This is a genomic window from Acinetobacter sp. TR11 (genome assembly GCF_027105035.1).
GTDB lineage: Bacteria > Pseudomonadota > Gammaproteobacteria > Pseudomonadales > Moraxellaceae > Acinetobacter.
In genome coordinates this window covers 1,136,719-1,150,894 of sequence record NZ_CP114256.1, presented here as the reverse complement: position 1 = coordinate 1,150,894, position 14,176 = coordinate 1,136,719, and the positions used below count along the sequence as shown (strand labels likewise).

At 37.7% G+C, this 14,176-nt stretch carries 13 protein-coding genes; 11 read left to right on the top strand and 2 right to left on the bottom strand.

Annotation, left to right across the window (positions count from 1 at the left end; translation table 11 throughout):
* Nucleotides 1-142: 142 nt before the first annotated feature.
* The 8 genes from prmA (at nt 143) to O1450_RS05535 (ending at nt 8,980) form a co-directional block, all read left to right on the top strand.
* Complete coding sequence (gene prmA / locus O1450_RS05570) at nt 143-1,048, top strand: 50S ribosomal protein L11 methyltransferase (RefSeq protein WP_269230005.1); 906 nt, start codon at nt 143-145, stop codon at nt 1,046-1,048.
* Between the two features lie 14 nt (nt 1,049-1,062).
* Nucleotides 1,063-1,926, top strand: coding sequence for a DUF3426 domain-containing protein (locus O1450_RS05565; protein WP_269230004.1), 864 nt, complete (start codon nt 1,063-1,065; stop codon nt 1,924-1,926).
* A gap of 373 nt (nt 1,927-2,299) precedes the next feature.
* Entirely contained in the window at nt 2,300-2,569 is a 270-nt protein-coding gene (gene fis, locus O1450_RS05560; protein WP_001086304.1) for a DNA-binding transcriptional regulator Fis, read from the top strand.
* A gap of 82 nt (nt 2,570-2,651) precedes the next feature.
* Nucleotides 2,652-4,226 carry a bifunctional phosphoribosylaminoimidazolecarboxamide formyltransferase/IMP cyclohydrolase gene (gene purH, locus O1450_RS05555; protein WP_269230003.1) on the top strand — a complete coding sequence of 525 codons (1,575 nt, stop codon included), beginning with the start codon at nt 2,652-2,654 and terminating at the stop codon, nt 4,224-4,226.
* 203 nt (nt 4,227-4,429) lie between these two features.
* Nucleotides 4,430-5,716 (top strand): phosphoribosylamine--glycine ligase, encoded by a 1,287-nt coding sequence (purD, locus tag O1450_RS05550; RefSeq protein WP_269230002.1) that lies wholly within the window; start codon nt 4,430-4,432, stop codon nt 5,714-5,716.
* A gap of 601 nt (nt 5,717-6,317) precedes the next feature.
* The gene (locus tag O1450_RS05545; RefSeq protein WP_269230001.1) at nt 6,318-7,193 is read left to right on the top strand and encodes a MetQ/NlpA family ABC transporter substrate-binding protein; all 876 of its coding nucleotides are present in this window, start codon (nt 6,318-6,320) and stop codon (nt 7,191-7,193) included.
* 69 nt (nt 7,194-7,262) lie between these two features.
* On the top strand, nt 7,263-8,288 hold the full coding sequence (locus O1450_RS05540) for a methionine ABC transporter ATP-binding protein (RefSeq protein WP_269230000.1): 1,026 nt from the start codon (nt 7,263-7,265) through the stop codon (nt 8,286-8,288).
* Nucleotides 8,285-8,980: a methionine ABC transporter permease gene (locus O1450_RS05535; RefSeq protein ID WP_269229999.1), complete on the top strand. Its 696-nt coding sequence runs from the start codon at nt 8,285-8,287 to the stop codon at nt 8,978-8,980. The genes O1450_RS05540 and O1450_RS05535 overlap by 4 nt, the downstream gene beginning before the upstream one ends.
* A 56-nt stretch (nt 8,981-9,036) precedes the next feature.
* Here the strand turns inward: O1450_RS05535 and O1450_RS05530 are convergent, their stop codons facing one another.
* Both O1450_RS05530 and O1450_RS05525 read right to left on the bottom strand, forming a co-directional pair.
* Nucleotides 9,037-9,903: a histone deacetylase gene (locus tag O1450_RS05530; protein WP_269229998.1), complete on the bottom strand. Its 867-nt coding sequence runs from the start codon at nt 9,901-9,903 to the stop codon at nt 9,037-9,039.
* Complete coding sequence (locus O1450_RS05525) at nt 9,897-10,883, bottom strand: hypothetical protein (RefSeq protein ID WP_269229997.1); 987 nt, start codon at nt 10,881-10,883, stop codon at nt 9,897-9,899. Before O1450_RS05525 ends, O1450_RS05530 begins: the two co-directional genes overlap by 7 nt.
* Before the next feature lie 372 nt (nt 10,884-11,255).
* On the opposite strand from O1450_RS05525, the gene gloB reads away from it, so the two are divergent.
* The 3 genes from gloB to ahcY all read left to right on the top strand — a co-directional run bounded on the left by gloB (nt 11,256) and on the right by ahcY (nt 14,160).
* The gene (gene gloB, locus O1450_RS05520; RefSeq protein ID WP_269229996.1) at nt 11,256-11,987 is read left to right on the top strand and encodes a hydroxyacylglutathione hydrolase; all 732 of its coding nucleotides are present in this window, start codon (nt 11,256-11,258) and stop codon (nt 11,985-11,987) included.
* A gap of 286 nt (nt 11,988-12,273) precedes the next feature.
* Nucleotides 12,274-12,480 (top strand): hypothetical protein, encoded by a 207-nt coding sequence (locus O1450_RS05515; RefSeq protein ID WP_004661287.1) that lies wholly within the window; start codon nt 12,274-12,276, stop codon nt 12,478-12,480.
* A 297-nt stretch (nt 12,481-12,777) separates the two neighbouring features.
* The gene (ahcY, locus tag O1450_RS05510) at nt 12,778-14,160 is read left to right on the top strand and encodes an adenosylhomocysteinase (RefSeq protein WP_269229995.1); all 1,383 of its coding nucleotides are present in this window, start codon (nt 12,778-12,780) and stop codon (nt 14,158-14,160) included.
* Nucleotides 14,161-14,176 lie beyond the last annotated feature (16 nt).

Sequence of the window (14,176 nt, the reverse complement as noted above, 5' to 3'; positions counted from 1 at the left end):
GCATTCTTTTATCATATTTGATGTGATCAACACACTAAATTCAAAAAAAAGATCTTAAAATTGTAATCTGCCTATTTTATAATCCCTTTAGGCAAGCTGAATCTATTACAATACCCCCAAATACATTTACTTAGGTTTTCCTGTGAACTGGCTACAAATTCATATTACCGTTGATCAAGATCAAGTTGAGCTTACTGAAACACTGCTTCTCTCTCTAGGTGCTGTGAGTGTGACTTTGGATGATGCTGAAGATCAGGCACTTCTTGAACCATTACCGGGTGAAACGCCACTATGGAATAAAGTTATTGTTACTGGAATTTATCAACAAGAAGAAGATGATCCTATTGATGTTGATACCTTAGAGGCTTTCCTCAAAGTGCAACTCCCTAACGTTCCGATGCGTCATGAATATTTAGAAAATCAAGTATGGGAACGCGCATGGATGGACTATTACGAGCCAATCCAAATTGGCGAGAAATACTGGATCGTACCAGAGTGGTTAGAGCCACCTGAAGCTGATGCAACAAATATTAAACTTGATCCAGGTCTTGCTTTTGGTACGGGAAATCACGCAAGTACGTTCCTATGCTTACAATGGTTAGGCAAAACCGATGTAAAAGATAAAATCGTCATTGACTACGGCTGTGGTTCAGGCATTTTAGGCGTTGCAGCTTTATTGCTTGGTGCTCAAAAAGTTTATGCCACTGATATCGATCCTCAAGCAGTATTAGCTACAAAACAAAATGCAGAATTAAATGGTGTACTTGAGCGTCTTTATGTAGGATTACCTGAAGAGTTTGAGCAAGAATTCAAACAACAACAAGCGGACATACTTGTCGCGAATATTTTAGCGGCACCGCTAATGGCACTTGCGCCTGAATTCTCAACTTTATTGAAAAATGAGGGTGAATTCGCACTTGCTGGTGTAATCGAAGAGCAAGTTGCTGATGTTTCTAGTGTTTACTCTGAATTTTTTGATGTATTACAGATCGAAAAACGTGAAGAGAACTGGTGTCGCATCTCAGGAAAACGTAAAACAACAATTTGAGAAATTTGTTCCTTATGAGTGAAAAACAAACCCGCTGCCCTAAATGCTCAACCGTGTATAAAGTAACCCTTTCACAACTTAGCGTTGCACAGGGCATGGTTTGTTGCCCAAAATGTATCATTAATTTTAATGCATTAACGAATCTAATCGATTCTGAAACGGCTGACACAACCCCAACACCACCAAATCGTTCATTATTTTCTTCGATTCAACCCGATAGTTCTTTTGCTGAGAAGCAAATGCAAATTTTGAGTATTTTTGATCAGAAAATTGAGAACTCAAATATTGATTTATTGACTTATTTAAATAATTTAAATTACTTTAATACTGAACCCGTTACGGCATTGCCTAATTTGAACTTATCAGAAGATAACTTATTAATTGACCATGAACAAAATCATAAACAACATGGCTGGCTTTATTACACATTGTGGGGATTAGGCAATATTGCATTAATTCTAGTTTTTGCTTTTCAGATTTTATGGTTCAATCCAAAACTCATGCATGATAGTCCAGCATTGAATCGCATCTTTAACTATGCCTGCAATGTAGTAACGTGCAAAATAAAAAATGAACAATATAAATTTCTTAGTTTTGAAAAAGTAAAAATTAAACGTGTAGGCAAAGATGAAACAAGCTTCACGGGTGTATTAGTAAACCGTCACAAAGATAGTCTTGTGATCCCCTCTATTAAAGTGATTCTAAAAGAAAATGGAGAAGTCATCACCGATATCACGCTAAAGCCACAAGATTATTTAGTGGATAGTTTAAAAAGCATCCAAAGAATCCCAACGAATAGCCCTTTTCGATTCGAATTTACAGTACCAAAGAGTAAAAAAAGCTTCGATGATTATAGTTTAGAAATTGTACAACCTTAAAAGCGTAAAAAAATGACAAAAAAATAAAAAAAAGTGCAGTTAATTTGCTCACTTTTTCGCAGACAGTGGTATGATACGCGCCACGAATGCTTAACCCACTTACTCCTCGTTATTTATAGACAATAAAATCGTTAAACGAACTGTGCTTCTAACACATAAGCGCATTGTTGGTTTTTTTGTTTTTAAAAGTAGGCTGTAACAAATATTTAACTATTGTTACGCTTATTTTTTACACAATTCGAGGATTTGTGGCAAGCTAATAGTCCCATTGTTTTAGAGTCACTGTTTTAGGATCTAAAACAGGACTCAGTAATTTAGACCACATTTATATCACTTTACCCAAGTGATATTTTGATTTTTCGGATTAAAACGCATGAATAGCAAATCTCCTATTTTTACGGCTCAATCTGATGTCGCTCTTCGCATCCATGTAGATCGCGCAGTTCGTCATTATTTTGCACAATTGCAAGGTGAGCAACCATCTCAAGTTTATGACATGGTTTTAGCAGAAATGGAGAAACCTCTTTTATCTGTGGTCTTAGAATATACTCGCGGTAATCAAACACGTGCCGCTGAGATTTTAGGCCTTAACCGCGGAACTTTACGCAAAAAGTTAAAAGCTCACGGTTTAATGAGTGAATAATTGATAAAATGCTCACGTTCTCGTGGGCATTTTTTTTGCCTTTTATTTTCAATCTGTAGACTTCAAACTGTTGACTAAAATCATGACTATCAAACGTGCTTTAATCTCTGTATCTGATAAAACCGGAATCGTTGAATTCGCTCAAAATCTTGTAGCTCTAGGGGTAGAAATTTTATCTACGGGCGGTACATATAAGTTGCTTAAAGACAACAATATCGCCGTAGTAGAGGTTTCTGAACATACAGGTTTTCCTGAAATGATGGATGGTCGTGTAAAAACATTACATCCAAAAATTCATGGAGGCATCTTAGCTCGTCGTGGTCTGGACGAAGCAGTGATGCAAGAACACAACATCGATCCGATTGATCTAGTGATTGTAAATCTGTATCCATTCGCAGCAACAGTAGCAAAACCGAACTGTTCACTTGCAGATGCAATCGAGAATATCGACATCGGTGGTCCGACGATGGTTCGTGCCGCTGCAAAGAACCATGCTTCAGTAGGCATTATCGTGAATGCAACTGATTACGACACGGTCGTTGCTGAATTAAAAGCAAATGGCGCACTTTCTTACGAAACTCGTTTCGACCTCGCGGTAAAAGCGTTTGAACATACAGCACAATACGATGGCATGATCGCATCTTATTTAGGCGCGCGTGTTGGCAAAACTGAAGGCGAAGCGGATCTGTTCCCGCGTACCTTCAATACCCAACTAAATAAAGCACAAGATTTACGTTATGGTGAAAACCCGCATCAAAACGCAGCATTCTATGTAGAAGAAAATGCAAAAGAAGCATCTGTGTCTACTGCGAAGCAATTACAAGGCAAAGAACTCTCTTATAACAATATTGCAGATACCGATGCAGCACTTGAGTGTGTGAAATCATTTGCGAAGCCTGCTTGTGTCATCGTTAAACATGCAAACCCTTGTGGCGTTGCTGTTTCATTGGATGGTATCAAAGCAGCTTATGATCTTGCTTATGCAACCGATCCTGAATCAGCATTTGGTGGCATCATTGCATTCAACCGTGAATTGGACACTGCGACTGCACAAGCGATTGTAGATCGTCAATTCGTTGAAGTGATTATTGCACCAAGCATTGCGGATGGTGTACTTGAAATCACAGGTGCGAAAAAGAATGTACGTGTGTTGGTGTGTGGTGAGCTTCCAGCAATTGACGCTCGTGCAGCACAACTTGACTATAAGCGCGTGAATGGCGGTTTATTGGTTCAAGACCAAGATCTAGGCATGATCACTAAAGATGATCTTAAAGTTGTGACCAAACGTGCGCCAACTGAACAAGAAATTGATGATTTGATCTTTGCTTGGAAAGTAGCGAAATATGTGAAATCAAATGCAATTGTTTATGCAAAAGATCGTCAAACGATTGGTGTAGGCGCTGGCCAAATGAGCCGCGTCAACTCTGCACGTATTGCAGCGATTAAAGCTGAACATGCAGGTTTAGTGGTTGAAGGTGCGGTAATGGCATCTGATGCATTCTTCCCATTCCGTGATGGTATTGATAATGCAGCTAAGGCTGGTATTAAATGTATTATCCAACCGGGCGGTTCAATGCGCGACGAAGAAACCATTGCAGCAGCGGATGAAGCTGGTATTGCCATGGTGTTCACAGGCATGCGTCACTTCCGTCACTAATACTACTTTAAAAATTCCATCTTATTTACCTCCCTCTAAATCTCCCTCCTAAAAGGAGGGAGACTACACCAATATCAATATGGGTTCCCTCTCCTCTTAGGAGATGAGGAACGATTGTAGTTCCGCAAGGGAGAGGTTAAGAGGGACTTTTTTATTCTGAACAGGTATATTCTTAGATACTGAAAAAGGGAAATAACTTAATAATGAATATTTTAGTTTTGGGTAGCGGTGGCCGTGAACATGCACTTGCATGGAAAATCGCACAAGATGCAAAAGTCACACAAGTTTTCGTTGCGCCAGGTAATGCAGGCACGGCAACAGAAGATAAATGTACAAACGTAGAGCTTAATATTCTAGACAATCCAGCAATCATCGCATTTGCAAAAGCAAATGATATTGCATTGGTCATTGTTGGTCCTGAAGCACCATTAGTCAATGGTGTAGTAGATGCTGCACGTGAAGCAGGTTTAAAAATCTGGGGCCCAACCCAGTATGCTGCACAGCTTGAAGGTTCTAAAGCATTTGCCAAACATTTCTTAAAACGCCACAACATTCCTACCGCTTTTTATGACGTTTTCACTGAAGTGGATGCGGCAAAAGCATACGTTGAAAAAAATGGCGCACCTATCGTAATTAAAGCGGACGGTCTAGCTGCAGGTAAAGGCGTAATCGTGGCAATGACCAACGAAGAAGCTTTTGCTGCGATTGACGATATGCTTGCGGGTAACAAGTTTGGTGATGCAGGTTCACGTGTTGTTATCGAACAGTTCCTCGCTGGTGAAGAAGCAAGCTTCATTTGTATGATCGATGGCAACAACATTTTGCCAATGGCCACTTCACAAGATCACAAACGTATTTTTGAAGGCGATGAAGGTCCAAACACTGGCGGTATGGGTGCTTACTCTCCTGCACCAGTGGTAACGGCAGAAGTGTTTGAACGTGTCATGAACGAAGTAATGCGCCCTACTGTTGACGGTATGGCAGCAGATGGTCATGTTTATACTGGCTTCTTATATGCTGGTTTAATGATTGATGAACAAGGTCAACCACGCGTTATTGAATTTAACTGTCGTTTCGGTGATCCAGAAACACAACCGATTATGATGCGCTTAAAATCATCTTTGGTTGATTTGGTTGAAGCGGGTATTGCGGGCAATCTTCCAAAAGAAGCTGAGTGGGATGAACGTAAATCAATCGGTATTGTACTTGCAGCTGGAGGATACCCTGACACTGTACGTAAAGGTGATGTGATTTCTGGTATTGGACAATCTCCTGAAGATACTAAGATCTTCCATGCAGGTACGGCAACGACAGAAGATGGCCATATCATCACAGCTGGTGGTCGCGTTCTTTGTGTAACAGCATTAGGTGATACTGTACTTGAAGCACAGATCAATGCTTTAGAAGTATGTGGTCAAGTAACATTTACAGGTATGCAATATCGTAGCGATATTGGTTACCGTGCGATTGCACGTGAACAAGCTGAATAAGCCTTATCACGATGAAAGAAAGCCTTCTCTGGAAGGCTTTTTTATTCACAAATAGTGCATAAATCAAGCATCTATATTCATTATATAAATAACAAATTCAGAAAAATATATATCCAATTTAAAGTAAACCATTTGCAATCTGTATTCAGAAAAATTTATAAAACTATCATTCATTTATATTTACTTAGAACATAATTTTCCTTAAATAATCATACCGTTAGATTGTGAAGTATCTAGCACAACTACTATAACAAGATCTAAATTATTGGTATGATTGGTAAATTAATAGATGAATTGTTAACTATAGTTAAGATTCTTTTTAATCACTATCATATATTTAGAATATTAATTTTAAATTGTGACATTTCATCTACTTCAAGATTTAGCGTAAGAATAATTTGGTTGGCTCTTCTTCTTAATCTAGTAGCACTAGAGTAGGACAAGAACAATCATCTATTTTTCAATGTTGTAAAACGTCTTAGATTCAAAATCTAAAATAATTTTGAATGATGATGCCAATTTACAACATACAAAACCATTACGATTCCTGATGCTAGAGGAATGAAGATTTTCTCGGCATTGTTCCGACTAGGATTTATACATGAAAAAGCTGATTAGCCTTTTTTTAAGTGTATCGGTGTTATTACTTGCAGCATGCAGTAAACAGCCTGATACCGCATCTACTGAGCAGAAAGCAAATGCTGGTGGATTACAAACTGTTGTTATGGCATCTACTGGATCAGATGCTGATATTTGGCGTTATATTGCAACTTTACCTGAAACTAAAGCCGCAGGTATTAAACTTGAAGTCAAAAACTTCACTGACTATGTTGCCATGAATACAGCTGTTGCTAATAAAGAAGTTGATATTAATGCCTTCCAATCTTACGCTTACCTTGTTGCTTTTAATGCGGCAAATAAAGATAAGATTGCACCTGTTTCTACGACTTATTTAGAACCGATGGGTATTTACTCAAGCAAAGTCAAAAAAGTTGAAGAATTTGCTCAAGGCGCAACCATTGCAATCCCAAATGACGGCGCAAATGAATCACGTGCATTGTTACTTTTACAAAGCGCAGGTTTAATCAAATTAAAAGCTGATTTCGATCCTGTGAAAGGCACGCCTGCTGACATTATCGAAAATAGTAAAAAAATCGTAATCAAGCCAATTCAAATGGCGACAGCTGTACGTGTAAAAGACGAAGTTGATGCGATTTTATTAGGCAACACCTTGGCTTTAGAAGGTGGTTTGAACGTTCTTAAAGATGCAATCTATTACGAACCAATTGATCAAAGTACTAAATTGAATGTCAATGTTTTAGCAACTGCTGAATCTCGTAAAGACGATGCAGTACTACAAAAAGTTGGTGCACTTTATCATACAGAAGCTGTGAAAAAATATGTGCAAGAACATTTTGCGGGTACAAAAGTTGATGTAAACAAACCGACAAGCTATCTCAGTGAAGCAAAATCGTAATATAATATTTTCAATGAAACAGGCAAAGATATTTGCCTGTTTTTTCTTTTTTGCTTAGTACTGACGAACATGATCCAATTTAAAAACATTTCGAAACACTATCAATTGAAAGGTCAAACGATCAACGCACTGGATCAAATTAATTTAGAGATCCCAGAAGGCAGCATCTTCGGCATTATTGGTTATAGTGGTGCAGGTAAAAGTACGTTGATTCGTTTGATTAATTTGCTTGAACGCCCAACGCAGGGACAGGTAATTATCAATCAGAAAGACTTTACTGCAATGGATGCGCGTACGCTTCGTCAAGAACGTGCAAATATCGGCATGATCTTTCAACATTTCAATTTACTGCAAACTAAAACAGTATCTGAAAATATTGAAATGCCACTCAAATTATTGGGACATAGCAAAGCTGAGCGCGAAAAGCGTCTAGCGGAGCTATTAGAGTTCATCGATCTCAAACATAAAAAAGATGCCTATCCCGATGAACTTTCAGGCGGACAAAAGCAACGCGTGGGTATCGCACGTGCGCTTGCAAACCATCCTAAAATTTTACTTTGTGATGAAGCGACCTCTGCACTTGACCCTCAGACCACACAATCCGTTTTAGCACTGTTAAAAAAGATTAATAAAGAACAAAATATCACCATTGTGATGGTCACGCATGAAATGGACGTAATTGAATCTGTTTGTGATTATGTTGCAGTGATGGAGGCAGGCCATGTGATTGAAACAGGCCCTACCCTCAATATTTTTAGTCAACCTCAGCATTCGACTACAAAGACTTTCATTCAAACTGTTTTACAACAACAGTTACCAATTAATATCCTCAATACCCTTGAACATAAGCATCATAATAGTATTTATAGTCTGCAATTCTTGGGGACATCTGCTCAAGAAACAGTAATTCAAGCTGTGATTAAGCAATTTGATTTGAGCCTAAATATTCTTTTTGCCAACATGACTGAAATCAATGGCACTGTGATTGGACAGATGTTTATTCAACTTTTGGGTGATTCAGCGACTATTCAAAACGCTATTAAGTTTCTTGAGCAACAAGGCGTGAAAGTTGAACAGTCTGGAGTCAGCCAATGAGAGATTTAATCGTACAATGGCTTACTGAAGCTTCTGCGCCGTTTTGGCACAGTTCCCTTTCAATTGATCAATTCGTCACGGCATTACAAGAAACCTTTCAAATGGTTTTTTTCTCATTGCTTTTTGGTTGTATTTGGGGATTGATTCAAGGGGTAACTTTAGTGGTCACTCGCACAGGTGGTATCTTACAAAACCGAGCAATCTATTATTTTCTCAACCCAATTGTAAATGCACTACGTTCTTTACCCTTTATCATTTTATTGATTGCCGTTATTCCACTGACTAAAATGCTCGTTGGTACATCTATTGGGACGTGGGCTGCGATTGTTCCCCTCACCATTTATGTAGGTCCGTATTTAGGGCGTTTAATTGAAACCTCATTACTTGAAGTGAATGAAGGTATTATTGAATCCGCTCAAGCAATGGGAGCTTCACCTTGGCAGATCATTTTTAAATTTATTATCCCCGAAGCACGTAGCTCATTAATTTTGAATCTGACCACAGGGACGATTTCCTTAATTGGTGCAACTGCAATGGCTGGCGCAGTTGGTGCAGGAGGTATCGGTGATTTAGCTATTTCCTATGGTTATCAACGTTTTGATACCAGTGTTGTTATTTTAACCGTGATTGTACTGCTAATTTTAGTTCAACTGGTTCAATCATTTGGTGATTGGTTAGCAAAATTACGCTAATCACAGCATAAGACGAAGCTCTCATTTTGAGGGCTTTTTTGTATCTTTCTACTATTTCAAGGAAAGTAAATTTCATTTGCAGCTTTGAATGTATTGACGTGCAAAGGCACTAAATCATCCAGTTCTTGATACCCACCCGCCAATACAAACAGTAATGGAATTTTCATTTTTTTTGCCATCTCAAAAACTAAACGATCACGCTCAAACAACAATTCTGTGGTAAACCATTTCGAACCGTATTTATCATGTTGATGACAATCCATCCCTGCCTGATAAATGATTAAATCAGCATCCCAACGGGAAGCATATTGAAATGCTTCAAAAATTGCTTCACGATACAAATCAAAATTACCCTGTTTAGGATGAATATAGCGAGTCAAACTACGTTCACCAGCCTTACAACCGAAACGAACTCCAAAAATACTAAAATTAATCAAATTGGTCATTCGATTGGTAAATATTGCTGTGCCATCGCCTCCATGTTGATCACAATCTAAAATAAAAATCCGTTTTTCAGGATATTGTTTGGCAACCAATGCCAAGCCATTAAAAGTACAATATGCTGCACCAGATTCATAACTCGCATGATGAAAACCTTGTGCAATATTTGCAGCAATCCCTTCTTTCAATGCGATCTCAGCTCCTAAAAGCTGCCCCGCTTGCACCGACAGGATGGCATCCCGTAATTGCTCATTCCAAGGTTTAAAACCCTGAATAGTAGCAAATGCAGATTCTCCCGATAAAAAGGCTTCCACATATTCTGGGTTATGTAGTTTTTTTAATATCTCAGTATCAATTAAACCTGGATCAATTAAATCAACCATTCGACGAGTGCGCAGCACTTCAGCGACGGCTGTCAGTTTTTCCATACTATTGGTATGTGTTCTTGCAAAATAGCGTGGTGCGTAACAAGCTTTTAGCATGGATGCCCTACATAAATTTGATCTTTTGCAATCTCAATCAGTTGACTTAGTTCCGTCGTATCAGGTCTAAATAATCCATTATCTACCTGTTGTTTAAAATGATACCCAAACGCACGCGCACGGTTTTTTGGCGAAACAGCCAGTGTCGTTAATCGTAAAAACCAAAAACCATTCATTTGAGCAATTGGGATCACATATCCTTTATATTGTTTATTAGGCTTCTTTTCCAGCGCATCGACTTCATAACTTGCAGAGAAAAGACTTCCTGCTGGTAAGCGCACCCCATTCATCATCAATGGCACGAGACTTATACAGGAGTGATTATCCCCCATATTCAGTTTCTCCATCATGATGGGTAAACCTTTATCATCCACAAAAATATTAATTTCACCTTGTCGCAATAAACGATGATGTGCAATTCGCAAGAAAAATTTTTCTGCCATCGGACATGAGCCAACCTTCGGCTTTTCCTCTAGTGAATGACACTCAATCATTTCAATTTGATCAATTGTTTGTGGAAGAATAATATCTGCAAGTAATTGGCAAATTAAAATGCTTTCTTCAAGCTCTGCATATTGATGGATTTTTCTAAGCTTCGCTTGAAAATCAACTTCTTGTTGCAAATTCTGAGTAAATGTATCTTGTGAATTAGAACGTTCTAAATATTGTTGCACATCAATATTAATATCCAAATTACGCCAAGTTTCCAACACTAAACCATATGAAGAACTTTGATTTAAAATGTTTTTCAATCCTTTTACCTCGTAGTCTTCAAAAATACGAAAATCTTGGAATCCCAACATATCACGTGGCTGTGAAACAAATTCAGCAATCACACGAGTGGCTTGAGTATAACCACAACCACGACGTTCTGTTTGATGGCTAAAATGCTCATTCAACATTTCTCTGAGTTTGGAAGACAAAGGATATAAATATTTTTTGAAGATAACGACAATCTCATGATCTACCAAATCAGTCATAATGCTCTCACTTTATTCTTATGATTTATTTTTCATTTCATCTTTAAATGTTTTACTTCGTTAAATATTGTTAAATCTAATTTTTAAACTATGTTAGCTTTAATTAAGTATTTCCACACCACCAAAGATGAATATAAATCATTAATTTATCAAAATTTTATATCATATTTATAGAAAAAGTATAAATTGTCAACCTGAAAAATACTTGATGATTGAAGCTGTCATAATATGCCCTAAAAAGTCAGCATTCTGTATCAATTCTTACGCAAGCTTTTGCACTCTTATACATTTACACTTAAACTAATTGTGATTTGATTATTCAAATACTCTATTCATCAATAACCACATAAATCAGAGATTTAGGATTCGGCCATGCATTATAAAATTCATGCAATTGACGTAAAAAATGCCTTAAAAAACTATATTTGGTTATTAGAAGATACTCGTACGCAAGAAGTCGTAGCAATTGACCCTACAAAAGCAGCACTTGTTACCGATTTTTGCGAACAACATCAACTTGAGTTGAAACAAATCTGGTTAACACATTGGCATCGCGATCATACTGATGGTGTACAAGGTCTATTGGCTGAGCAAAATTTACCAGTTTTCGGTCCACGTGATGAACTCAGTAAAATTTCATTTATATCGAATCCACTTCAACATAACGACCATTTCAACTTTAATGATTTAAAAGTTGAAATTATCTCCACACCAGGACATACACTAGGTCATATTGTTTATTTTATTGAAGAAATAGACACGCTTTTCTCTGGTGACACATTATTTGCAATGGGCTGTGGACGCTTATTTGAGGGTTCCGCTGAACAAATGTACCACTCATTAAATCGCTTAGCAGCATTGCCAATACAAACCAAAGTTTATTGTACACATGAATATACGCTTGCAAATGCTGAGTTTGCATTAACAATTGAACCTCATAATTTTGCACTACAAGAACGCATAAAGGAAGTCAAAGCATTGAGAGATGCTGAACAAATTACTCTGCCAAGTACAATTGAATTAGAGCTAGAAACAAATCCGTTCTTGCGCACAGAAAGTGTCGAAGATTTCGCACGGATCAGAGCGCTTAAAGATCAGTTCTAATTTTAAAGTTCTACTTTTTAAAGGCTAAACTTTAGTTTTTAAAAAGTAGAAAGTGAAATCATTTTTTACATTTATTTTGGATCAAAACCCAATCCTAGAAAAAACAATACAAGTAAATTAAATCAATTATTTAAATAATTTTATCAGATAAAATTTAAGATTAATTTCAGTTTCAATTAATCTAATTTTACATTAGTTACATGAAGAAAAATAAATATATGCAATCCCCCTTTAAAAATTTTTAGGTCACCCTTATTAATAAATACAGGTTAAAAGGAGTTCTGGAATGAAAAACAGAGTTGTGAAAGCAAAAAATTTATTGGCTTTTCGTATTTGGTTAGAAAAATTAGGATATTCAGTAAAAAGTTTAGCCGACAATAAAGGTTTTACCTTTAGTTTTAAAAAAGAATACGGTTTGGTCACGTGTGACTTATCTGGAAATGCCTTAGCCATGCAGCTTGGCGAAGAATTTGAAGATCATTTAAAAGCTTAATGTGACTCTTTTGTGCATACATAAGGATTTCAAAAGGATTTGGAATCCTTGATCGTTCATTCAAAAAATTTAATCACTTATCCCAGTCTAAGTCTTCATTTTATAGTCATGTCAAACAAATTAACATTGGAACTAAAGTCATTTCCAAGTATTATAATGCTCAGTCGAGGGATGCTGCGACGATTGATTAGCACTAAAAATCAATTTGCCAGGCTCGACGATCGGTTACACATTCGTGTTAACCAACAACGGCATCCGCGAACAGAATGATCCATACTATTTTTCTAGGAGATCCTGATGAACGCGGTTACTGCTTCATTCACAGATTATAAAGTCGCTGATATTTCACTTGCTGATTATGGCCGTAAAGAAATCAAACTTGCTGAAGCAGAAATGCCAGCTTTGATTGGTTTACGTAAGCGTTATTCAGCAACTAAACCACTTGCTGGCGCAAAAATTTTGGGTTGTATTCATATGACAATCCAAACTGCAGTTTTAATCGAAACACTCGTAGAACTTGGCGCTGAAGTTCGTTGGACATCATGTAACATTTTCTCTACTCAAGACCATGCTGCTGCTGCTATCGCTGCTGCGGGTATTCCTGTGTTTGCTTGGAAAGGCGAAACTGAAGAAGAATACATGTGGTGTCTTGAACAACAAATCAATGTAAATGGCACACCTTGGGATGCCAACATGATTCTTGATGATGGTGGTGATTTAACACTACTTGTTCATGAAAAATACCCTGAAGTGATTGCAAAAATCCACGGTGTAACAGAAGAAACAACAACAGGTGTTCAACGTCTGTATGAAATGTTACGTGATGGTACGTTAAAAGTTCCTGCAATCAACGTAAATGATTCCGTAACGAAATCTAAAAACGACAACAAATATGGTTGCCGCCATTCTCTAAATGATGCGATCAAACGTGGTACAGATATGTTGTTATCTGGTCGTCGTGCACTTGTAATCGGTTACGGTGACGTAGGTAAAGGTTCTGCACAATCACTTCGTCAAGAAGGCATGATTGTACGTGTCACTGAAGTAGATCCAATCTGTGCAATGCAAGCATGCATGGACGGTTACGAAGTTGTATCTCCATACAAAAATGGCGTTCAAACAGGAAAGAAAGAAGACATCAACCTTGACCTTCTTCAAAACACTGACCTTATCGTAACGACAACGGGTAACTACCATGTTTGTGATTCGGCAATGCTTGATTCATTAAAAGCAGGTGCGGTAGTGTGTAACATCGGTCACTTTGATACTGAAATCGATACAGCTTACCTCCGTGGTTACAAATGGGTTGAAGTTAAGCCTCAAGTTCACCAAGTGTATCGTTCAGAAAATGAAAATGATTACTTAATCCTTCTTTCTGAAGGGCGTTTAGTGAACCTTGGTAATGCAACAGGTCACCCATCACGTATTATGGATGGTTCTTTTGCTAATCAGGTATTGGGTCAAATGCATTTATTTGCTGAGAAATTTGCCGATCTTCCTGAAGATCAAAAAGCTGCGAAAATCCGTGTAGAACTGATTCCTAAGAAATTAGATGAAGAAGTAGCTGCGGCAATGGTTCTTGGCTTTGGCGGCGTGTTAACCCAGTTAACGCAAGTACAAGCCGATTACCTTGGTGTGCCTGTAGAAGGTCCATTCAAATCTGACGCTTATAAATACTAAGAAAACTAGGGCAGAC

Coding starts and splice junctions, on each gene's coding strand:
- O1450_RS05565 (WP_269230004.1), top strand. CDS start 1,063: ATGAGTGAAAAACAAACCCGCTGCCCTAAATGCTCAACCGTGTATAAA.
- fis (WP_001086304.1), top strand. CDS start 2,300: ATGAATAGCAAATCTCCTATTTTTACGGCTCAATCTGATGTCGCTCTT.
- purH (WP_269230003.1), top strand. CDS start 2,652: ATGACTATCAAACGTGCTTTAATCTCTGTATCTGATAAAACCGGAATC.
- purD (WP_269230002.1), top strand. CDS start 4,430: ATGAATATTTTAGTTTTGGGTAGCGGTGGCCGTGAACATGCACTTGCA.
- O1450_RS05545 (WP_269230001.1), top strand. CDS start 6,318: ATGAAAAAGCTGATTAGCCTTTTTTTAAGTGTATCGGTGTTATTACTT.
- O1450_RS05540 (WP_269230000.1), top strand. CDS start 7,263: ATGATCCAATTTAAAAACATTTCGAAACACTATCAATTGAAAGGTCAA.
- O1450_RS05535 (WP_269229999.1), top strand. CDS start 8,285: ATGAGAGATTTAATCGTACAATGGCTTACTGAAGCTTCTGCGCCGTTT.
- O1450_RS05530 (WP_269229998.1), bottom strand. CDS start 9,903: ATGCTAAAAGCTTGTTACGCACCACGCTATTTTGCAAGAACACATACC.
- O1450_RS05525 (WP_269229997.1), bottom strand. CDS start 10,883: ATGACTGATTTGGTAGATCATGAGATTGTCGTTATCTTCAAAAAATAT.
- gloB (WP_269229996.1), top strand. CDS start 11,256: ATGCATTATAAAATTCATGCAATTGACGTAAAAAATGCCTTAAAAAAC.
- O1450_RS05515 (WP_004661287.1), top strand. CDS start 12,274: ATGAAAAACAGAGTTGTGAAAGCAAAAAATTTATTGGCTTTTCGTATT.
- ahcY (WP_269229995.1), top strand. CDS start 12,778: ATGAACGCGGTTACTGCTTCATTCACAGATTATAAAGTCGCTGATATT.